The organism is Variovorax sp. P4_B11 (genome assembly GCF_056402355.1).
Map to the genome: position 1 here is coordinate 40,084 of NZ_JBFUHO010000017.1, position 21,231 is coordinate 61,314.

The window sequence follows — 21,231 nt, forward strand, 5'->3', positions numbered from 1 at the left end:
CAGGCGGTCCGTGGCACAAGAGCGAGTTTTCAGGAGTGAGCAATGATCAGAAGAGTCAGAGAGAGCTTGAGTCACGCGCCTTGGTGGGCCAACAGAGCCGCGACGGCCGCATCCGTCGCAGTCTTGAGCGCGCTCCTGGGCGCCTGCTCAACAACAGCCCCACCGAAGGCAGAGTTGGGCGTTCCACTGTCCGATGAGTTCCGTGAGAGTGGTGCTACTGGTCCGGCGACGGCCAGTGTTAAATGGTGGCAGGCCTTCGGCGACGAACAATTGTCGGGGCTGATTGAGCAGGCGCTTGAAAGGAACCAAAACCTTCAGATTGCCCTCCAGCGGGTCAACGCGGCGCGATTTGGGGTGACGGCGCAATCAGCCGCGTTGCTGCCGAGCCTGGACGGGCAGGCCGGAGCGCAGAAGTCTTCGTCGGGTCTTCCAGCGCCAGTCAAGACCGCTTGGCAGCCCGATGTTCGGGCCTATCAGGCCGGCCTGCAACTCTCGTGGGAGCTGGATTTGAGCGGCGCGCTGCGTGCTGCTCGCGATGCGGCCAAGTCCGACCTTGTCGCTGCGCAAGCCGGCGTCGTCGGTGTGCGTCTTGAAGTCGCGAGCGAAGTCGCCCGCCAGTACTTCATCTTTCGACGCGCAGAAAAACGATTGGCAGTACTGGGAAAGCTGGCCGAGTCCAAGCGCCAGTCCGCCAAGCTCGTCGCCAACCGCGTTGAACAAGGGCTGTTCAGCCAAGTCGAACTGGAACTTGCGCTGGCGGATGCGGACGTAGCGGAGGCACAATTGCCGGCCCTGCGCAGCCTATGCACCAGCGCACAAGCTTCCACGGCTTCGTTGCTCGGAATGAATCCATCGCAGCGCCCAATTGCCAGTGTCACCGAGTACGTCTGGCCAAAGGTGGTTCCGATTGGTGCTGGGCAACCCAGCGACCTCTTGAGACGCAGGCCGGATCTGCTGGCGGCCGAGGCCAAATATTCCGCGCAAACGTTGCGCGCGGTGCAGGCGCGAGACCAGATGTGGCCGCGTTTGTTCCTGGGGGCGTTGATTGGGCGGGAGAACTTGCGTCTGAACAGTCTCAGCTTCGCGCCGACGTACTTTGAAAACGTCGCGATGTCATTCGCCGTGCCGCTCTTCAACTCTGGGCGCATCTCGGCCATCGCCGACGGAGAAGACGCCGTAGCGAAGCAGACTCTTCTCGAATGGCAACACGCCGTTCTGATCGCCGTTCAAGAGGTTGAGAGCAGCCTCGCGGTCAAGCATAACGAAGACGCGAAGAGCTTGATCGTCGGCGATGAGCTCGCCCGCCGGCAGGGTGCGTTCAGGCGGGTGCAGTCGCTCTTTCGCGAAGGCCAGGCCAGCCGGCTAACCGTTCTTGAGGTCCAACGGTCCGTTCTCTCCAGCGAGTTGGATGCGGTGGATGGTGCCGAGGAGCGCGTGTTGTCTTATGTCCAACTCTACAAGGCACTTGGCGGTGGGTGGTTCTCGCGGCCTCAAGACGGCGACAAGATTGCCACCGATTCGATGAATACCGACGTCCAAAAAAATCTGAAATGAATACGAAACTCAACCTTACTTCCCTTGTTCTTGCTGGGGCCGCCTCGAGTGCGCTTCTCGTCGGATGCAGTGACCAAAAGACTGATGCTGTCGCTCCGCTTCCAGTCTATGTGACCGAAGTCACTCAGATTGCAGCGTTGCGCTCGCGGGAGTTCACCGGAACGGTTCGTGCGCACATTGAATCCGAACTCAGCTTTCGCGCAGGAGGGAAGGTTGTTCGGCGCGCAGTGGAGGTTGGCGACCGGGTCAAGGCTGGCCAGGTCATCGCGGTACTAGACGTTGCTGACTTCAAGCTGGGCGTTGAAGCGGCTGAAGACCAAGTGAAGCAGGCAAAGGCTCAAGCGCGTCTTGACTCCTCCGATCAGGCGCGGTTCGGCCGCCTGGTGACTGATGGCTCGATCGCCACTGCTGACCATGAGCGTCAAATCTATCGATCGGAGGCTTCTGACGCGCGACTGAACCAGGCGCAACGGCAGTTGCAAGTCTCCAAGAACCAAGCGTCCTACACGACTCTGGTCGCGCCGTTTGAGGGGGTCATTACGAGCCTGCGTGCGGAGGTTGGCCAAGTGGTTGCGCAGGGGCAGTCGATCGTCTCTATCGCTCGACAAGGTGATCGAGAAATCGTGGTTGACATTCCCGAGGGCATGGTAGGTGAAATCAGGTCTCTCAATGCTCAGGCATCCTTGTGGGGCAGCGCCGGCGGCGCGATCGACCTCAAGTTGCGCGAGGTTTCGCCAATCGCTAGCCCGCAGGGACGCACCTATCGCGTGAAGTTTGTGCAAAGCCAGTCGGATGTTCATGAACTCGACGCTTGGCCTCTTGGGAGCACCGCCGACTTGACCTTGAGGTACCCGTCAAAGCCCTCCGTGGTGCTGCCGATGAGTGCGCTGGTGAACAACGGAACCAAGCCGACGGTTTGGGCACTCGACGAAGGCGGCGAGAAGCTGAAGCCAATCGAAGTCAAGGTCCTTGCATCGAACACGGACAGCGTCAGCGTCCTTGGGGTTCCGGAGCACACCCGTGTCGTGACCTTCGGTGCCCAGAAGCTGGACGCTGGAATAAAGGTCCGTGCAATCGATCGCCAGCCGGACGAGGCAATGAAGATCGGTAGGAACGCATCGTGAAAAGGTTCAATCTGTCTGAGTGGGCAGTGACCCACCGCGCGATGGTCTTGTTTCTGATCGTCGCAATCTTACTGGCGGGTGTGGTGTCTTTCCTCCGCCTTGGTCGGCTTGAAGACCCGAGCTTCACCGTTCCGAGCATGACCGTAGTGGTCGTTTGGCCTGGGGCCACCGCTCAAGAGCTGCAGGACCAGGTTTTGAATCGCATCGAACAGAAGGTTCAAGAGCTTGGTAGTCTCGACAACGTCCGAACCTATTCTCGACAAGGGTACGGTGCGATTACGCTGTGGATGAAGGGCGGCACGAGCTCCAAAGAACTTGAAGAAGCGTGGTATCAAGCTCGAAAGAAGATTGGGGACATCCGCGCGTCTTTCCCGGAAGGCGTTCAGGGGCCCTTCTACAACGACGAGTACACCGACCTTTACAGCGTTCTCTACGCAGTTGGCGGCGAGGGTATGCAGATGTCTGAGCTGCTGACGATGGCGGAGGATGTCAAGCGGCGGCTGCAGACGGTCGAGGGTACCAACAAAGTGGACATCCTTGGGCAGCAGCCTGAGCAAGTCTTCGTTGAGGTTTCCACTAGGCGTCTCGCCGCCCTTGGCATCGCTCCGGGAACCGTAGTTGACGCGCTGGCAAAGCAAGGACTGGTTGTTCCCTCGGGCTCCGTTGATACTAGTGTAGACCGCGTTCACGTGCGGGTGAGCGGAGCTTTGCGCAACATCAACGACGTTGGGGATGTGAGGATCGAGAGCGGGGGGCATGTCCTCCGCCTGGCAGACATCGCCTCGGTCAAGGCCGGCTACAAAGATCCTGCGAGCTACACGATTCGCGAGAACGGACAGCCTGTATTGGCTGTTGGCGTGACCATGGTCAAGAACGGCAACGTGCTTGACCTTGGCAAGGCGCTCGACAAGAAGATGGCGGGGATTCAGGCCAGCCTGCCTGCAGGAGTGACCATCGAAAAGTACGCTGACCAGCCAAAGCTGGTGGCAGAAAGCGTGTGGGAGTTTGAACGCTCCTTCCTCGAAGCGCTGGCGATTGTCCTGGGGGTCTCTTTCCTCTTCTTGGGCTGGCGCACGGGTATCGTGGTTGCGGCGACGGTACCGCTGGTGCTGAGCATGGTCGCGATCGTCATGTACATCATGGGCTGGAATCTGGACCGAATTTCTCTCGGCGCGCTCATCATTGCACTAGGCTTGCTGGTCGATGACGCGATCATCGCCGTTGAGATGATGGTCGTTAAGCTGGAGGAAGGCTGGGACAGAGTCAAGGCGGCCACGTTCGCCTACACGTCCACTGCTTTCCCCATGCTGACGGGCACCCTTGTCACGGTCGCTGGCTTCATGCCGGTTGGGTTCGCGAAGTCGATCGCTGGTGAGTACGCGGGCGGCATCTTCTGGGTGGTTGGCGTCGCTCTGATTGCTTCATGGTTCGTCGCAGTCGTTTTCACACCGTATCTTGGCGTCAAGCTCCTGCCGAAGAATCTGGTGCACGTTGATGAGCGGCACAATCCCTACGCGTCGCCCCGTTACCGTCGCTGGCAAGCGGTCATCGACTGGAGTGTTCAGCACCGGAGGCTTGTCGTCATCGCTACCGTCGTTGCCTTTGGTGTCGCGGGAGCTGGCATGGGCTTAGTGCAGCAACAGTTCTTCCCGACGGCCTCGCGTGTAGAACTGCTGGTTGACCTGCGCATGCGCGAAGGCAGCTCCTTCGCCGCAACGCAGGCCCAAGTGGTTCGTCTCGAGTCGATCCTCAAGGCGGACAAGGACGTGAGCAGCTTCACCGCCTACACGGGCGCCGGCTCGCCGCGCTTCTACATCGCGCAGCAGCCCGAGCTCCCAAGCCCGAGCTACGCTCAACTAGTGGTGCTTACACCTGATATTCCGGCGCGCGAACGCGTGAAGACTCGCATGCAGGCGCTGTTCGACAAGAATGAGCAGTTCCCGGATGCGCGACCCCGTGTCTTGCGCCTGGACATTGGCCCGCCCGTTGGCTTCCCCGTTCAAGTGCGGGTGATGGGGCCGGACCCTCTGAAGGTTCGCTCGATCGCTTACAAGGTGCGTGACATCATGCGCACCAGTCCGCTGGTACGAGACACGCAACTGGACTGGAACGAGCAAGTTCGTCGGGTCGGTGTGGATGTCGACCAAGACAAGGTGAAACTGTTGGGGCTGACCAGCACTGATGTGCAGAGGGTTGTCCAGGCTGCAGTGTCTGGAATCCCAGTGACGCAGATCCGTAAGGGCGAGCACGTGGTGGACGTCGTTCTTCGCTCGACTGCCAAGGAGCGGAAGGATCTGAGCTCGCTTGACGACATTCAACTGTTCACGCCTGCTGGATTGACTGTCCCCCTGTCTCAAGTCGCTCACATCAAGCACGACTACGACGAGCCGGTGTTGTGGCGGCGCAATCGCGAGCTCGCGCTGACCGTTCGGGCGGATCTGCCCGACGGTGTTCAGGGCCCGTACGCGACAGGAAAAATCATGCCCATGCTGAAGCCTGTCGTGGACAGCCTGCCTCCCGGCTATCACCTCGAGGCTGGGGGCGCTGTTGAGGAGAGCGAAAAGGCGAACCTAGCCATTTTTGCCGTCTTTCCGCTCATGTTCCTGGTCATGCTGACCTTCCTTATGCTGCAACTGCAGAGCTTCTCGAAGATGTTCCTTGTCTTCATGACGTTCCCTCTCGGCGTGATTGGCGTAGTGCCAGCTTTGCTGATCTTCCGTGCGCCGTTTGGATTCGTGGCGCTGCTTGGGGTTATCGCCTTGGGCGGGATGATCATGCGGAACTCGGTCATCTTGGTTGACCAAATCGACCAGAACGTGAAGGCCGGCGCAGATCCTTGGACGGCAATCGTGGAGGCCACGGTGAAGCGGACCCGCCCTGTTGTCTTGACCGCGGCCGCTGCAATACTGGCGATGATTCCACTGGTGGACAGCGTGTTCTGGGGTCCCATGGCGATCTCTATTATGGGCGGCCTCATCGTCGCAACGGCACTCACGCTCATCTTCGTCCCCGCGCTTTACGCGCTGTGGTTCAAGGTGAAGCGAGATGCCGCTGGCGTGGCCCCGGAAGCTGCTGAAGCCGTCTAGTCAGTGCCGGCCTGTTTCGTGCAGGCCGCCACCTTTCGTTTACCTCCCAGGAGGTAAACACCGTTCCTGACAGGCCGGCTGATATTCGGTCTGCAAGAGCTAGGCGGGGCGAAAGCCCCATGGTGATCAAAGTCTCTGGGTGTGAATAGAATGGATGTTGTGTTGTAACCAACTCTCGCGCGCACATCTGACTGATAGGCGGATGGGGCGTGGAAGAGTTTTTCCGTGAAGCTAGATATAGCGGATGGCAGGATGGAGTTCCCGATGAGAAAGTCAAGGGAAGATGCGGCTGCGACTCGTAGGCGAATTGTTGAAGTCGCGGCACATCAGTTTTGGCGTAACGGAATTCATGCGACGCGCATCTCCGACGTGATGGCGGCTGCCGGCTTGACCCACGGTGCGTTCTACCGACATTTTGATTCAAAGGACCAGCTTATCGCAGAAGCCTTTGCGGAGAGCATCGGGGATCTTGTTTACGCAACGGACACCGCAGTGCTGGGAGGCGACGAGGAGTTTGCGCGGTATGCGGAGAGCTTTCTTTCACGAGAATTCCACGAGGACTTCGCAACAGCCTGCCCGCTGGTGACCATGGGAAGTGAAATCGCGAGAGCCGACGGGGCGACGCGACTGGCCGCTTCGCAGGGGCTCCGTGACCTCATCGGTGTCTTGGCTAGGCAAGACGGAAGCGCTGATCCTGAGATTGCCGACGCCAACGCGATGTTCAAGGCGTCCAGCATGGTTGGAGCCGCTACCTTGGCCCGTCTTGTTGACGACGAGCAACTGGCCGAGCGAATCCTCAAAGCAGCGAGGCGAGGACTGGAAAGTGGTCGAGGCGGCTCGTCGACAGAGGAAAAGGCGTCTGTTCCACACGCTGGAATTGGATAAGCCCTGTCAGCAGACCGTGTTGACGGGAGAGCGAGGAAGGTAAGGTACCCGGATTGCTAGGGATGGTCTGCAGAACACGCGCAGCGCGGACGGTTGAATGAACAAGCCAACGCCGATGAATCCGAACGTCTCAATCGAGCTGTTGTGGCGTCGATTTGCCGCGCGGCGCAGCCTTCAAGCAGGTCTTGTGGGCCCGATTCCGGCCCTGCAGACACACTCATCCCTCGATCCCGATCAAACGCCTCCGCGCCATCCACAGGTTCGACAGCGCGAACAGCGTGACGATCTGCGCCGTGTTCTTCGCCAGCCCTCGGTAGCGCACCTTGGTGAAGCCGAACTGCTGCTTGATCACACGAAACGGGTGTTCGACCTTGGCTCGGATACTGGCYTTCATCTTCTCCACACGCTCGGCCATGAACTCCGGCTCGATAAAGGGGTTGAGCATCCTGCGCTTGCYCGGACGCATCGCCACATGCCAGGTCGGCCCTTGGGCTTCGCCACGCTTGTGCACGCCTTGGTAGCCGGCGTCGCCGAAGGCTGCCTGCTCCTCACCATGCAGCAGTGCGCCAGCGACGTTGATGTCGCTCACATTGGCTGCGGTGCCCACCACCGTGTGCACCAGGCCCGAGGCGGCATCCACGCCGATGTGCGCTTTCATCCCGAAGTACCACTGGTTGCCTTTCTTCACCTGATGCATCTCCGGGTCGCGCTCGCCTTCGGCGTTCTTGGTCGAACTCGGCGCCGAGATGAGCGTGGCGTCCACCACCGTGCCCGTGCGCAGCATCAGACCCTTGGCTTGCAGGATGTCGTTGACCACGCGGAGCATGTCGACGGCCAGGTCGTGGGCCTCCAGCAGATGGCGAAACCGCAGGATGGTGGTCTCGTCGGGCAGGCGGCTCACGCCATCACCGAGGCCAGCAAACTCCCGGTACAGCGGCACGTCGTGCAGCGCTTCTTCCATCGCCGGATCACTCAGACCGAACCATTGCTGAAGGTAATGAATGCGCAGCATCGTCTCGATCGCAAACGGTGGTCGACCGGTCTTTGCCCGCGGCGCATGCGGCTCGACGATTTGAACCAGTGCGCCCCAGGGCACCACCCGATCCATCTCGTCGAGAAACTCGCGCTTGCGCGTCTTCTTGGTGGACAGGTTCAGGCCCAAGCCGAGCTGATTAGGGGGCGTCACGCGTTTGGAAATCATGGGCTCAGATCATGCAAGGGATGGGCCTGTTTTGCAGACCATCCCTAGATGTCTGCGTTCTCGGTGGCTCCTGCCGCGTTGACGTCAAGCTACCCGCCGTGAGGGGAGTACCAGTGGTCGCGGCCGGAGATGCCCTTCCTATCCGTGAAAATAGGCGCCATCGCGTCTCCTAGCCCAGCCTTTTTAGGAGTACTGACGCATTGACGCCGCCGAACCCAAAGCCGTTGGAGATGGCGTACTCGGACTCAAAAGGCCTGGCGACGCTGCCAACGACGTCGAGCCCGGAGGCAACTGCATCCAAGTTCTCAAGGTTCAGCGTCGGTGGGGCCACTTGGTGTCGCAGGGCAAGCGCCGTGAAGATCGCTTCAGTCGCGCCAGCTGCGCCCAGCAGATGGCCGGTTGAGGATTTCGTCGCGCTGATCGCAATGTCGCCCTGGTCTCCAAAGACTGCCTTGATAGCCGCGAGCTCGCCCGCGTCGCCAATCTGAGTAGAGGTTGCATGGGCGTTCAGGTGACGGACTTCGCTTGGCGGCAGGTTGGCCTGTTCCAGCGCGATCTCCATTGCCCGTCTCGCTCCACGACCGTCTTCGTGGCCAGAAGTGATGTGGTGAGCGTCTGAGGTCGTGCCGTAGCCAACAACCTCCGCGATGGGCCGCGCGCCGCGCGCGAGGGCGTGCTCCAAGTCCTCGATGACGAGCACCCCCGCTCCCTCTGCCATGACGAATCCATCACGTGCGCAGTCAAACGGTCTGGAAGACTTCGACGGTAGGTCGTACTTGGCGGTAGAGAGCGCGCGTGCCGCCGAAAATCCACCCAAACTGACTTCATTGATGCAAGACTCTGCTCCTCCGCAGATCGCGACGTCGGCTTCGTTGGAGCGAATGAGTCTGGCAGCATCACCGATGGCCTGAACGCTTGCCGCGCATGCCGTCACGGGCGCGCCGGACGGACCGGTAAAGCCGTACTTGATTGAGAGCTGCCCCGCGGCGAGGTTGATCAGGAAGGACGGAACAGTGAAGGGGGAGAGCTTTCCCGGACCACGTTGACGGACCGTATCAACGGCATTGGTGATTGAGTGGAAACCTCCGATAGCGGAGGCCAGGATGGTAGCTGTTCGAGAGCGGTCGCGCTCTGAGGTCGGACGCCATCCAGCATGACTGATTGCTTCCTCCGCTGCGGCCAACGCGAGGACGATGAAGCGGTCCATTCTGCGCAGGTCCCGCTCCATAACAAACCGAAGCGGGTCGAACCCCGCGGCAAGGTCCTCACTGACTCCTGGAACTAGTCCAGCTACCTTGCTTGGGAGGCGCTCTACCAAACTCACAGGGAGCCAGTTCAGGCCGGACTTTCCGGCAAGTAGGCGGGCCCAGACCGGCTGAACGCCGGCTCCCAAGGGCGTAACAAGGCCCATTCCAGTGATAACTACTCTTCGCATGTAAGGGACTCTCAAATCGGCGCCGCGGACGGCGCGAGGCAAATCCGCGGCCTGTGGCAGGGCTACGTATTCCGACGTTAGATGTTATCAAACATCTTAATGAACATGACCTCGCCGTACAACGCATATGGCTTTGGCGTGCGTTACCGAGAGTGCGCGGTTCGGCACCGAGGAAGCCTGTCTGGCCTACCTGGAGCGGCTGCGCTGGCCGCAGGGATTCGTGTGCCCACGCTGCGGTGCTGCCGGCGCACCGTACCGATCCAGCCGCGGGCAGCTGATGTGCCGCGGTTGCTCGCGCCAGACCACGGTGACCGCCGGCACGATCTTCGACAAGCCGCGTACAGCGCTGCGGGTGTGGCTGGCCGCAGCCTGGTACGTGACCAACCAGAAGCAAGGCGTCAGCGCTCTGGGGCTACAGCGGGTACTGGGGCTGGCCAGCTACCAAGCGGCCTGGACGATGTTGCATCCCTCCGCCGGGCCGATGACGTCGAGCGCGTCAACCGGAGGCAGGCCAAGAATCACGACGCGCCGGTGCATTGTCGACGGGTGGCTGGCGTGGAATCTTGGGTCTTGTCATGACGAGGTGCCTGGGTATCGTGATGTCTCACTATGGCACAAAACACCAATAAACTGTCATAAATGCCATGTGCGAAAGTCCTACAGTAAGGGGCATCGAAGCCCTCTTCAAGGAGCAAACACCATGGAAACCCCCATCTTCATCGGAGGAATCCGCGCTCCGACATCCGTGCTATCGCGAAAGGCTGCAGCGCTGGTGGACAGTGTTCATTCACTGACCATGAAGAACCACGTTCACCGCACATGGTGGTTCTCCGAGTTCCTCGGAAAAAAGCGGGGCTTGAAATACGACCGTGAAGTGGTGTACCTCGGCTCCTTGCTTCACGACCTGGGCCTGACAGAAGCCTACGCGGCCGACCAACGGTTTGAGGTGGATGGGGCGGACGCGGCCAGCCGAATCCTTATCGCCGACGGCTACCCAGAGTCGAAGGCGCAGTTGGTTTGGGATGCCATTGCACTTCACTCCAGCGCAGGCATCGCCGACCGCCGGGAGCCGGAAGTGGCCCTCGTGCACATGGGCGCCCATGTCGATGTGATGGGGCTTCGGATGGAAGAAATCACCCCGTCCCTCATCGACGACACGCTCTCACTCTATCCACGCCTCGGATTCAAGGCCGCATTCCAGAGTGCCTTGGCAGAAGTCGCGAGAAAGAAGCCACATACCACGGTTGGCACTGGGCTGGCCGATATCGGACATCGCCACGTTCGTGGCTTCGAAATACCCGACGTTTGCGACTTGCTCGACCACGCTCCGTTCGAGAGTTGAGTCGCAAGCGCGAAATGTGGCCTTGTGCCTCCACGCAACGGGCACAGCTTTGTCGACTGCGAGCATATGCCCGCATCGACTGAAAGGAATGAAATCATGACTCAAGCAGAAATCCTCGTAAGTGGCGCGACTGGCCGTACTGGCGGTGCAGCCATAGACACATTGTTGAAGATGAACAGGCGCGTGCGGGCCTATGTGCGCTCGGACGGCGAAGCTGCCCAAGCCTTGCGCGAGAAGGGGGTCGAAATCGCACTGGGCGACTTCACCGACCTCGATGCAATTCGCTCGGCGATGGAAGGCATCCGCTCCGCGTACTTCCTGCATCCCATCAGCCCGGGCATCGTGCAGGCGAGTGCCTTCTTTGCGCAGGCCGCGAAGGAGGCAGATGTCACTGCCATCGTGAACATGTCTCAGATTTCCGCCCGGCGGGATTCGAAGAGCCATGCCGCGCAAGACCACTGGGTTGCAGAGCGCGTTTTCGATTGGTCCGGCGTGGCAACGACCCACCTTCGTCCCACGTTCTTTGCCGACTGGCTTGTCTACCCGCATTTCGCGCACGAAATCTGGGCGACGAAGCGCATTCAGTTCCCGTTTGGAAATGGCCGCCATGCGCCAATTAGCACGGACGACCAAGGCCGCGTCATCGCACACATTCTGGACAACCCTGCACCACATGCTGGCAAGACCTACAGCCTCCACGGGCCGGTCGAGATGAATCACGACCAGATAGCCGCGGCCATGAGCGAGGTACTCGGCGCACGAATCGATTACGCGCCGCTGACCATCGATGCGTTCCGCCACGAGATGGAGCGCACCTATAAGTTCAATCCGTTCCTTGTTCAGCACCTGGTGGAGGTGGCCCAGGACTACCAAGACGGCGTGTTCGCGGGCACCAACGATGCCGTCGAGCAGGTGACGGGTACGCGGGCGCTGTCCGTTCCCGAATTCATCGCGAAAAACCGCGAAGCGTTCGTCTGAAGGACGAAGCTGAACTGGAAACCAAGGAGCTTTGAATGTCCAAGGTCGATGCGCGCACGAGTGTGGAGGATTGCAACTGCTTTGCCATCAAGAAGGCAGCCAGACAGGCGGCAAGGCTGTACGACGCGCACCTGCAGCCGACCGGGCTACGGATATCGCAGTTTCTGATTCTGGCTTTGCTCGAAGAGGTCAAGAGTGCGCCCATGAACACCCTTGCTGAGCGCCTCGACACCGAACGGACGGCCATGGGAAAGATGGCTTCCGTTCTGGAGCGGGATGGCCTGGTTCAGATTGGCCCCGCGCCCGACGATGGCCGCATGCGCCTGGTGGAACTCACGCAGGCGGGCGAACGACTCCTTCGCCAAGCCCTTCCACTTTGGCTCCAAGCGCAACGTCGGATGGAGGCTTTGAATGGAACGCAGAGAGTGGTCGCCCTCAGGATGGAGTTGGCTGGACTGGATTTGCGCAACATGTCCGCTGCGTGAGTCGAATTGTCGAATTGGCAGGAAATCGAGCCGCAGTTGCTGGCTCGCAGAAAGGAAACCATCATGTCAAAAACATGGCTTATCACTGGCACCAGCAGCGGCTTCGGCCGTCAGCTGACCGAGATTCTTCTGCGGCGAGGTGACCGAGTCGCCGCCACTGTTCGCAAGCAAGACGCTCTAGATGACTTGAAGAAGGCGCACGGCGACCGACTCTGGGTGGAGGTCCTCGATGTCGTGCACGCCGACGACGTTCGACGTGTAGTCGAGAAGGCGTTCTCCGACCTCAAGCGTATCGACGTCGTTGTCAGCAATGCGGGATATGCGTTGCTCGGCGCGGCGGAAGAAGTTGATGACGCACAAATCGAGCGGCAGGTCGATACCAACTTGCTTGGCTCAATACATATCGCCCGGGCCGTGATTCCGCACTTGCGCAAGCAAGGCGGGGGGCGAATCGTTCAGATTTCGTCCATGGTCGGCCAGGGCTCGTATCCGACGATGGGCGTCTATGCGGCGACCAAGTGGGGCATCGAGGGATTCTATGAAGGAACGATTCCTGAAATCGCCAGCTTCGGAATCGAGGTAACGCTCGTCGAGCCTGGTGCCTCCCGCACGAACTTTGGAACCTCGAGCGCCGCGTTCGGCAAAACGATGGACGTGTACGAAAAGACGGCCGCCGGGGACTTCAGGCGCATGGTTACCTCCGCGGGGCTCTCCATGTTCCGCGGTGACCCGCGCAAAATTGCTCAGGCAATTATCGATTCGACATCACAAAGCCCCGCACCGCGGCGACTCACACTGGGAAGTGATGCTTACGCCTTTGTCCACGAAGCTCTGACCTCGAGGCTCTCCGCCCTGGAGGCCCAGATGGAGTTGGCGCACTCGACCGAATTCGACGAGTGATGGGTAGGCGAAGCGCGCTGTCGACCTTTTCTGCGGCAGTCATATTTGACTTCACGACATCGTAGGCGAAAGGCCGCTTTGGAGAAAGTTCTACAGCCGCTTCGGGCCCGGAACGCTAGTTCGGCGTCTGGAGAAGCGGACCTTCGAGGGAGCATCGACATAGCGCCGGGCGCGCTTCGATAGTTTCGGCCCAGCTTCGCTCGGCTATGTCGGCTGTACCTTGGAACCGGTCGTCTGGCCGAGATCTCCGCGGCACCTGAAGGCCAGCAATCGGCGCCACGGCGTGTGTTCGCAGATCGACTCGGGAAGACGGCAATCGCTGCGCAACTGCCTTTGAACGGAGCAGCAGCGAGCATCGAAAAGCCGACGCTCGAGCAGATGCGGAGCCGCCGACTCGAAGGCGCCGCGAGGGGGTGGTGCTGGATCGCAACGCGATTCAGGGAACATCGAACAAAACCGCGCGGTGGGCCAAGACGATGAAGGGCAACCGAACGGGCAGGCAAACCATCAACAAGGCAGGCTTTCCAAGAACTCCAGAGAACGGAACCAACGCGGCTCAAACGCAGGAATCGCTTTTTGACCCAGCGGACGATCGCGCTGCCTTGTTGCAGGTGCAACCACCCCTACGCCAGTAGCCGATCGCAATGCGAACGTGGACGCCTGGATAGTGAGCGAGGGGGGTGTTCAAGTACAAAATAGTCGTAAACGATCTAATACAGCCGTAAACGGCCTGCCTTAGGTTTACTAAAGTTATTTACTAAAAAATTGAGTTGTGGGATCTTTCGACTAAAAACTCCGGATCGGGGCTCATCCTGCCCTGAGTTTCCAATCGCGAGGGCGCGAGGCGCAACCGGAGGGGCATGAGGATGCACCCTGGGTGTAGGGGAGCATGCACTGCCCGCGGCTGTTCTCGGGAATGCAGCAACTTCAGCTTGAGACTGGTTGCTGTCGTTCACGCGCGAAGGGCGAATAGCAAGGATGGGCCCAAAGCGGGTATACGATTTTCTCCGAAGCGGCCACTCGAATGCCACTGAAATCCGGGGGGCGCCAACCTTGCGCAACGCTCGCCCCACCCCACCGACTGAATTCATGTGCAACCTATCTCGTCGGCAGTGCAACGATTCTCTACGCCGCTGGACGCCACGAGTAGACGCCCCGCGAATGACGCTCGGCTTCAAGGTTTTCGACCGCGCGGCGGTGACGATCGCCGGCGTAAGTTGCTGCACCGAATCCGCAAGGGCCAGTTCAATCTTCGTCGACTGGGGCTTCAAGGCCGAGCCGCGCCCGCGATCTGAAACGCGGTGCTTTCGGCCTGACTGGGGGGCGACACTCAGGAAGTCCGGGACACGCTGCTTGACGCCCTCCAGCCTGACCGGCGCAACGCACTCACAAAGCCGTTCGGCTGCGCAAGAAATTCGCACCAGAGCCGGGGCGTCCGCTTAGGCCCAGCAGGATAAGCAACTGGATGGTTTCGCAAGTTGAGGCGGTGCCCTTTACGCTGAAGACGATGGAGCGCTACGGTGTGGTGGATCTGCGCAGACAGAAGCAACACGTGCAGCCCTTTGACACCCTGGACAAACCGGAAGGCTGGACTGAAGCTCGGAGGAGTCGCAGATACCAAAAGGGGCACGGCAGTTGGCAATGGAAGCAAGCTGAGCAGCGAATCGTCCGAAACGGCCGCTTCCGCATGTCGTGAATTGGCGTTGCGGGCACCGTTGCCGAGTATTGGAACGAGGACCGATCGACCGAACGAGTGCAATGCAGCTCTCCATCACCATCCTATGTCTCGGCGCGTGTGCCGAGGTACTCTGACAGCAGCTTGGCTGCAACCGAAAGGCTTTCGGCATCGCGAAAACAGAGAACGAAACGGCGCTCGGCCCAGGACTCGGCTAACGAAATGACGTGCAAGCCGTTGGACGCACCTTGGCGGTCGGCCACTTCTCTCGAGACAATCCCGATGGCCAGGCCTGCGCGCACCACGCCCAGAGCGGCCTCAAAATTGCTCACGATGATGCGATTAACCAATGCGCGCCCCGCCCGTGCGGCGGCGCGCTGGAGCATGACCTGCAACGCGCTGCTGATAGGCAGGCCGACATGCTCATAGTCGAGCGTCTGCTCGAACCGGACAGTCTTTCGCGATGCGAGCGGATGGCCGCGCGGCACTACGACACACAGGCTGTCGCGCCGGTAGGCCCGACTCTGCAGCGTTCCAAGCTCGACGATGTCCCAGCAGACCCCCACCGAGGCGAGGCCATCGCGCACACCAGACACGACCTCTGGACTCAGTCGCTCCTCGAGATCGACCTGAATGGTGCGGTGCTCCGGCATCTTCAAGAATGACGCGACGTCTTTGGACAACGAACCGGCCATGGTGGAGATGCTCGCGAGGACGCGCACTTGGCCGCGCGCGCCCGTCAGGTAGCTTTCCATGTCGCGCTCGATGCGTGCGGCGCCATCCAGCATGCCACGCGCATGCTCCAGCAAAGTCTGGCCCGCTGCGGTTGGAACGACGCCGTGGCGCTTACGCACCAACAGCGGTGTTCGCAGCTGATCCTCGAGTTGCGCCAGCCGTTTGCTGATCGCGGAGCCGACTATGTTGGCCTGCTCGCCGGCGCGCGCCATGTTGCCGGCCTCGCAGACTGCTACGAAGAGGCGGAGGGTGGTGAGGTCTAGGTCGCGCAAGATATTCCGTTCGGGAACTCAGAGCTTCTCAAATTGACAACCAAGCTCAGTTTGGAAATTCTAGACTGAAGCCAGCGAAATGCCCAGGAAACGATCCATGACCCGTTCTTCCACCTTGCCACTACAAGTCGTGATCAGGGAGGTCGGCCTTCGCGATGGCCTGCAGATCATCCCGCGCGTGGTGCCGACCGCCGCCAAACTTGAATGGATTCGTGACGCTTATGAAGCGGGACAGCGCGAGATCGAGGTCGGCTCCTTCGTACCCGCGCGCCTGCTGCCGCAGCTGGCCGACACCGCCGAACTGCTGGCCTTCGCCAAGACCTTGCCGGGCCTCAAGGCGTCGGTGCTAGTGCCCAACCTGAAGGGGGCCGAGCGCGCGATGGAGTGCGAAGCCGATCTCATGCTGCTTCCACTGTCGGCCAGCCACGCGCACAGCCTTGCCAATCTGCGCAAGACGCCCGATCAGGTGGTCGAGGACATTGCGCGCATCCGCGACGCGCGCGATGCGCGCGGCTCGCCCACGCGCATCGAGGTCGGTATCAGCACGGCCTTCGGCTGCACGCTGCAGGGCCGGGTCGAGCCCTCGGAGGTGGTTCGGCTGGTCAAGGCGGTGATCGACGCCGGTGCCGAGGCGATAAGCCTGGCCGACACGGTGGGCTATGCCGACCCGGCCATGGTGCGCTCGCTGTTCGAGGCGGTGCTGCCGATTGCTGCCGAGAAGCTCAATTGCGGCCATTTCCACGACACGCGCGGCCTCGGCATGGCCAACGTCTATGCGGCGCTCGAACTCGGCATCAGTCGCTTCGATGCCTGCTTGGCCGGCATCGGCGGCTGCCCGCACGCGCCGGGCGCCAGCGGCAACGTCGCGACCGAGGATCTGGCCTACATGCTGTCCAGCATGGGCATCGAGACCGGCCAGGACTTCGACGCGCTGCTGACCCTCAGGAAGAAGGTCGCGCAGTGGCTCGAGGGCGAGACCCTGCACGGCACGCTGTGGCGTTCCGGACTTCCAAAGACCATGACAGAGGAACAAGCCGCATGACCGATCAGTTGCAAGTCGCTCAGCCTTTGAAGGGCCTGCGCGTCGTCGAGTTCACCCACATGGTGATGGGCCCCACGTGCGGCATGGTCCTTGCCGACCTGGGCGCGGAGGTGATCAAGATCGAGCCGGTCGACGGCGACCACAGTCGCCGCTTGGTCGGCGCCGGTGCCGGCTTCTTCCCCATGTTCAACCGCAACAAGAAGAGCATCGGCATCGACCTGCACACCGAAGAAGGCGCCGAGATGGCGCGGCGCCTGACCGCGACGGCCGACGTGGTGGCCGAGAACTTCAAGCCCGGCACCATGGCCAAGTACGGGCTCGACTACGCATCGCTTGCAAAGGTCAACCCGCGCATCATCTACGCCAGCCACAAGGGCTTCCTGCCCGGGCCCTACGACCATCGCACCGCGCTCGACGAGGTGGTGCAGATGATGGGCGGCCTGGCCTACATGACGGGGCGCCCCGGCGATCCGCTGCGCGCGGGCACCAGCGTCAACGACATCATGGGCGGCCTGTTCGGCGCAATCGCGGTGCTAGGTGCCCTGATCCAGCGAGGCATCACCGGCCGCGGCATGGAGATCCAGTCAGCACTCTACGAGAACAATGTCTTCCTGATGGGCCAGCACATGCTGCAGTTCGCGGTGACCGGCAAGCATCCGGCACCGATGCCCGCGCGCGACAATCCCTGGGCGGTCTACGACGTGTTCACCGTCAAGGACGGCGAGCAGATTTTCCTGGCCGCCGTCAGCGATACCCAGTGGCAGACCTTCTGCGACACGCTGGGCTTCGCCGACCTCAAGGCCGAGCCTGAACTCGCCACCAACAATCAGCGGGTCTCGCACCGGCCTCGCCTGCTGAAGACCATCGCCCTGCGCATCGCCGAGCGCAGCGCGGGCGAACTGGCGCAGGCGATGGAAAAGGCCGGACTGCCATTCGCGCCCATCCGCAGGCCTGAAGACCTCTATGACGACGAGCACTTGCTGGCCACCGGCGGCCTGGCCGACATGCGCCTGTCGGATGGACCCAAGGCCGGCCAGACGGTCAAGACCACCCTGTTCCCCATCACGCTGGAGGGACGCCGGCTCGGCGTGCGCATGGACCCGCCTCGCCTGGGCGAGCACACCGTCGAGCTATTGAAGGAAATGGGATGCAGCGACGCAGAGGTCGACGCCATGCGCAGCCGCAAGGTCGTGGCCTGATCGCGGCAGGACGGCAGACTGGCAGAAAACAAAGGAGACAGACATGAGCACTTCGCGCTTTCGTATTTCGCGCCGGTCGCTGCTGGCGGCTTCGGCGGCCGCCTTGGCTATCGGTCCGTGGACACTGGCCGCGCACGCGCAGTCCGGCACGGTGCGGTTCATCCTCCCCAATGCCGCCGGTTCGGGCGTGGATGCGATCACGCGCGCGGCCCAACCGGCCCTCTCCAAGGCCTTCGGTGCCTCGGTGATCGTCGACAACCAACCGGGTGCCGGCGGCATCGTCGGCCTGCAGGTGCTTGCGCGCTCGGCACCGGACGGCAACACGCTGTCGGTCGTGTCGAACAACGTCGTGATCTTCCCCAGCGTGATCAAGTCGCTGTCCTTCGACATGCCGGGCGACTTCACGCCGATCGCGATCATCGGCGCCACGCCCATGGTGTTGGTGGTCAATCCGTCGCGGGTCCCGGCCACCAACAGCAAGGAGTTCATCGCCTTGCTCAAGAGCAAGCCGGGCGAGCTCAATTTCGCCTCGGGCGGCAACGGCACGATCCTGCACCTGGCTACGCAGCTGTTCCTCGAGGAAGCCGGCGTATCGGCCAAGCACATCCCCTACAAAGGCGTCGGGCCGATGGTGGCTGGCCTGATCGGCGGACAGGTCGACTTCGGGACCGCCGCCCTTCCCAGCGTGCAGCCGCACATCAAGAGCGGCACGCTGCGCGCGATCGGCATGCTGACGGCGCAGCGCACTCCGGCGGCGCCGGAGATTCCCACCTTTGCCGAGCAGGGGTTGCCGAACTTCGTCGTCGACGCATGGTTCGCGGTCATCGGGCCCAAGGGCATGAGCCCCGCCAGCGTCGCAAAGGCGCACGATGCGGTGATCGCCGCGTTCGCGGATCCGGCAGTCAAACAGGCGATGACCACCCAAGGCAACACCATCAGCATCAGCACGCCCGAGCAGGCCCAAGCCACATTCCGCAGCGAGATGAAAAAGTATGCGGCGTTGGTCAAGAAGGCGGGCATCGAGCCGGAATAGGGACGACTGCCGATTGCGTCTCCAAACGGATTGGCTTGCTTTGGTCAGTCGTCGAAAGAAGCGCAGGGCGGGGCCAACAACGCCGCAGTCGGTCACCAGCCAATGTCGGCTTGCAAGTGGAACTGACAGTGGGAGCAGTCACAGCGGGAAGGGCGGAATCGTGTCACGCATGGTCCTGCATGAGAGCCCACCTACCTGGAAAGGAAATTTCTGGCAAACGAGAGTCCTCGCCACCGCGCAAATTAGGAACGGGCGCTTCCGCTCAGTGCGGAATTGCATTCAACGGCGCGTTCTGCGCCATCCACGATATACCAATGGAGACAAATACAATGCGCTACCAAATCCAAGCTTCGCCGAAAAGAGCACGCTCAGCACAGTTCTTTCGAGCAACCATCCTCCCATCTCTCCTTGCGCTCACCGCTTGTGGCGGCGGCGGCGGCGGCGCTCTCAACAACGTCATCGGTAACGCAACTGCGGCGCCACCCACACCTGCGGCACAAGCGAATCTTTCATGCGACGACAGCATGAAGACGGCCTTCAGGCCCGACTCAGCTACGAGCGTATTGCTCGTCAAGCAGTTCAAGGCGGGCGACCCTCTCCTCCTCTCCGGTACTGCCACCGCGTCCTCGCCAAAGGCTGGCGCGGATACTTGCGTGGTGAAGCTGTTGGTCGGCCCAGGCAATCCGGGACCGGCCGGAGCGCCTTCCACGACTGCTGGCATCGGGATAGAAGTGTGGCTGCCGAACGCTTCGTCCTGGAACGAACGCATCCGGGTATACGGCAATGGTGGATTTGCTGGCAGCGATGAGACGAACTTAACCAAACTAGCTAATGGCGGCAGTGGGAGCCCTATCCCAGTCAAGGCTGCAGCGGTCGCCAAAGGCTTCGTGGTCTCGACATCCGATGACGGCCATTTCGGCAGCGGAGGCGCGTTCCTGATGAACCCGGACGCAAGCATCAATACGGTGGGATGGAAGGACTTTTCCGAGCGTGCGATTCACGAGCTCGCTGCGAAGACCAAGTTGCTGGCCAAAGCCTTCTATGGCAAGCCTTACAGATACGCCTACTGGGACGGGTTCTCGCAAGGCGGCCGGCAAGGCCTGAAGATGGCGCAGGTGTTTCCGGACGAGTTCGACGGCATCCTCGCGGGCGCCCCGGGGATCAACTGGGTTCAGCTATTCGCCGGACTGGCGTACCCACAAGTGGTTATGCAGAGAGATCTTGGCGCGCCCATCGCAACTTCCAAGCTGAATGCAGTTACCACAGGTGCCATCAATGCGTGCGGCGGAGCGGCGCTCGGGTTTCTGATCGATCCATTCTCCTGCCGATATGACCCTTCGAAGGACGCCGCTGCATTGTGCAGTAGCGTGGCTGGAAACTCGGGCGTTGTGGGCACCAACTCCAGCGCAAACTGCGTGAGCCTCGCCGAAGCAACCGCGATCAACAAAATGTGGTCCGGGCAAACGGTTGACGGCACCGCGCCAGATCCTGCAGTCGAGTTCGACAACACACCGTTCTTGAGCAACGGCAATCGCGTTTGGTTCGGACAAACCCGCGGGTCAAGCCTCGTCACGCTCGCTGGGCCTACTCCGCTCAGCATCGCCACCGATCAACTGGCCCTGACGTTGCAAGATCCCAGATACGCTACGCCAGACTTTGTAAATGCGGTCAGCAACGGCCAAGACAAGTGGAAGATACTGAGCTATGGCCAATTGGCAAACTCGGCGGCGCAGGGACTTCTGCTGCAAACGCAATTCAGCAATATCAACACCGACAGCCCAGATCTCAGCGCTTTCAGGGCACGCAAAGGCAAGTTGATCATGTATCACGGGTTGGCTGACAACATCATCATGCCGAATGGGTCGGTCAACTACTACACACGAGTCGTAGATAGCATGGGAGGCATGACGGAGGTTCAAACGTTCTATCGCTTCTATCTCATTCCTGCGTTGTCGCACACCGGTGCTTTTGTTGGCGGTGCCGCCGAGCCGCTACCGCAACCCGCATCGGGGCGCGATGAAATGTTCACCAATCTGCAACGCTGGGTGGAGAACGGCGTGGTGCCAGACCGCATCAACGTTTCGTCGCCCAATGCAGGAGTCTCTCTGCCGCTTTGCGTGTATCCAAAGAAGATCACTTACAGCGGCTCGGGCGCTGCGACGGCTGCCGACAGCTACATGTGTAGTTAGGTCTCTCCAGGAGGATTTACAGCTACTTGGCCCCCTTCACCAAGAGCCAGTAGTTGAGAAGTACGCCCGACGATCATTGATCGTCGGGCGCGTTTA

General features: G+C 61.0%; 16 protein-coding genes and 2 pseudogenes. 15 read left to right on the forward strand and 3 right to left on the reverse strand.

The genetic code is table 11. The features are described 5' to 3' along the window. Positions 1 to 42: 42 nt before the first annotated feature. The 4 genes from AC1DYD_RS16960 to AC1DYD_RS16975 all read left to right on the forward strand — a co-directional run bounded on the left by AC1DYD_RS16960 (position 43) and on the right by AC1DYD_RS16975 (position 6,649). Positions 43 to 1,554: an efflux transporter outer membrane subunit gene (locus AC1DYD_RS16960; protein WP_478173914.1), complete on the forward strand. Its 1,512-nt coding sequence runs from the start codon at positions 43 to 45 to the stop codon at positions 1,552 to 1,554. Continuing rightward, positions 1,551 to 2,678: an efflux RND transporter periplasmic adaptor subunit gene (locus AC1DYD_RS16965; RefSeq protein WP_478173915.1), complete on the forward strand. Its 1,128-nt coding sequence runs from the start codon at positions 1,551 to 1,553 to the stop codon at positions 2,676 to 2,678. Before AC1DYD_RS16960 ends, AC1DYD_RS16965 begins: the two co-directional genes overlap by 4 nt. Next, on the forward strand, positions 2,675 to 5,764 hold the full coding sequence (locus AC1DYD_RS16970; RefSeq protein ID WP_478173916.1) for an efflux RND transporter permease subunit: 3,090 nt from the start codon (positions 2,675 to 2,677) through the stop codon (positions 5,762 to 5,764). The genes AC1DYD_RS16965 and AC1DYD_RS16970 overlap by 4 nt, the downstream gene beginning before the upstream one ends. Positions 5,765 to 5,989: 225 nt before the next feature. Next, positions 5,990 to 6,649: a TetR/AcrR family transcriptional regulator gene (locus AC1DYD_RS16975; protein ID WP_478173917.1), complete on the forward strand. Its 660-nt coding sequence runs from the start codon at positions 5,990 to 5,992 to the stop codon at positions 6,647 to 6,649. A 217-nt stretch (positions 6,650 to 6,866) separates the two neighbouring features. Here AC1DYD_RS16975 and AC1DYD_RS16980 read toward each other — a convergent pair whose 3' ends face one another. Continuing rightward, a complete protein-coding gene (locus AC1DYD_RS16980) occupies positions 6,867 to 7,850 on the reverse strand; it encodes an IS5 family transposase (protein ID WP_478173918.1) in 984 nt (327 codons plus the stop codon). A 169-nt stretch (positions 7,851 to 8,019) separates the two neighbouring features. Next, positions 8,020 to 9,285 (reverse strand): beta-ketoacyl-ACP synthase II, encoded by a 1,266-nt coding sequence (gene fabF, locus AC1DYD_RS16985; protein ID WP_478173919.1) that lies wholly within the window; start codon positions 9,283 to 9,285, stop codon positions 8,020 to 8,022. A 127-nt stretch (positions 9,286 to 9,412) separates the two neighbouring features. On the opposite strand from fabF, the pseudogene AC1DYD_RS16990 reads away from it, so the two are divergent. From AC1DYD_RS16990 to AC1DYD_RS17020, 7 genes and pseudogenes are all read left to right on the forward strand, one after another. Beyond that, positions 9,413 to 9,751 (forward strand): annotated as a pseudogene (locus AC1DYD_RS16990) (transposase); the annotation flags it as partial. 234 nt (positions 9,752 to 9,985) lie between these two features. Continuing rightward, the gene (locus tag AC1DYD_RS16995; RefSeq protein WP_478173998.1) at positions 9,986 to 10,627 is read left to right on the forward strand and encodes an HD domain-containing protein; all 642 of its coding nucleotides are present in this window, start codon (positions 9,986 to 9,988) and stop codon (positions 10,625 to 10,627) included. 96 nt (positions 10,628 to 10,723) lie between these two features. Then, positions 10,724 to 11,605, forward strand: coding sequence for an NmrA family NAD(P)-binding protein (locus AC1DYD_RS17000; protein WP_478173920.1), 882 nt, complete (start codon positions 10,724 to 10,726; stop codon positions 11,603 to 11,605). Positions 11,606 to 11,640: 35 nt separating this feature from the next. Continuing rightward, positions 11,641 to 12,090 carry a MarR family winged helix-turn-helix transcriptional regulator gene (locus AC1DYD_RS17005; RefSeq protein ID WP_478173921.1) on the forward strand — a complete coding sequence of 150 codons (450 nt, stop codon included), beginning with the start codon at positions 11,641 to 11,643 and terminating at the stop codon, positions 12,088 to 12,090. A 63-nt stretch (positions 12,091 to 12,153) separates the two neighbouring features. Beyond that, positions 12,154 to 12,990, forward strand: coding sequence for an SDR family oxidoreductase (locus AC1DYD_RS17010; protein ID WP_478173922.1), 837 nt, complete (start codon positions 12,154 to 12,156; stop codon positions 12,988 to 12,990). Positions 12,991 to 14,157: 1,167 nt separating this feature from the next. Continuing rightward, positions 14,158 to 14,285: pseudogene (locus AC1DYD_RS17015) on the forward strand (IS6 family transposase); the annotation flags it as partial. Between the two features lie 170 nt (positions 14,286 to 14,455). Next, entirely contained in the window at positions 14,456 to 14,686 is a 231-nt protein-coding gene (locus AC1DYD_RS17020; RefSeq protein WP_478173923.1) for a hypothetical protein, read from the forward strand. A gap of 83 nt (positions 14,687 to 14,769) precedes the next feature. Here AC1DYD_RS17020 and AC1DYD_RS17025 read toward each other — a convergent pair whose 3' ends face one another. Beyond that, positions 14,770 to 15,672, reverse strand: coding sequence for a LysR family transcriptional regulator (locus tag AC1DYD_RS17025; RefSeq protein WP_478173924.1), 903 nt, complete (start codon positions 15,670 to 15,672; stop codon positions 14,770 to 14,772). Between the two features lie 97 nt (positions 15,673 to 15,769). Here AC1DYD_RS17025 and AC1DYD_RS17030 point away from each other — a divergent pair, with 97 nt between their 5' ends. The 4 genes from AC1DYD_RS17030 (at position 15,770) to AC1DYD_RS17045 (ending at position 21,135) form a co-directional block, all read left to right on the forward strand. Further along, positions 15,770 to 16,714 carry a hydroxymethylglutaryl-CoA lyase gene (locus tag AC1DYD_RS17030; RefSeq protein WP_478173925.1) on the forward strand — a complete coding sequence of 315 codons (945 nt, stop codon included), beginning with the start codon at positions 15,770 to 15,772 and terminating at the stop codon, positions 16,712 to 16,714. Beyond that, positions 16,711 to 17,913 carry a CaiB/BaiF CoA transferase family protein gene (locus AC1DYD_RS17035; RefSeq protein ID WP_478173926.1) on the forward strand — a complete coding sequence of 401 codons (1,203 nt, stop codon included), beginning with the start codon at positions 16,711 to 16,713 and terminating at the stop codon, positions 17,911 to 17,913. The genes AC1DYD_RS17030 and AC1DYD_RS17035 overlap by 4 nt, the downstream gene beginning before the upstream one ends. Positions 17,914 to 17,956: 43 nt before the next feature. Continuing rightward, the gene (locus tag AC1DYD_RS17040; protein WP_478173927.1) at positions 17,957 to 18,946 is read left to right on the forward strand and encodes a Bug family tripartite tricarboxylate transporter substrate binding protein; all 990 of its coding nucleotides are present in this window, start codon (positions 17,957 to 17,959) and stop codon (positions 18,944 to 18,946) included. 329 nt (positions 18,947 to 19,275) lie between these two features. Next, positions 19,276 to 21,135, forward strand: a complete 1,860-nt coding sequence (locus AC1DYD_RS17045) for a tannase/feruloyl esterase family alpha/beta hydrolase (RefSeq protein ID WP_478173928.1) — start codon at positions 19,276 to 19,278, stop codon at positions 21,133 to 21,135. Positions 21,136 to 21,231: the final 96 nt, after the last annotated feature.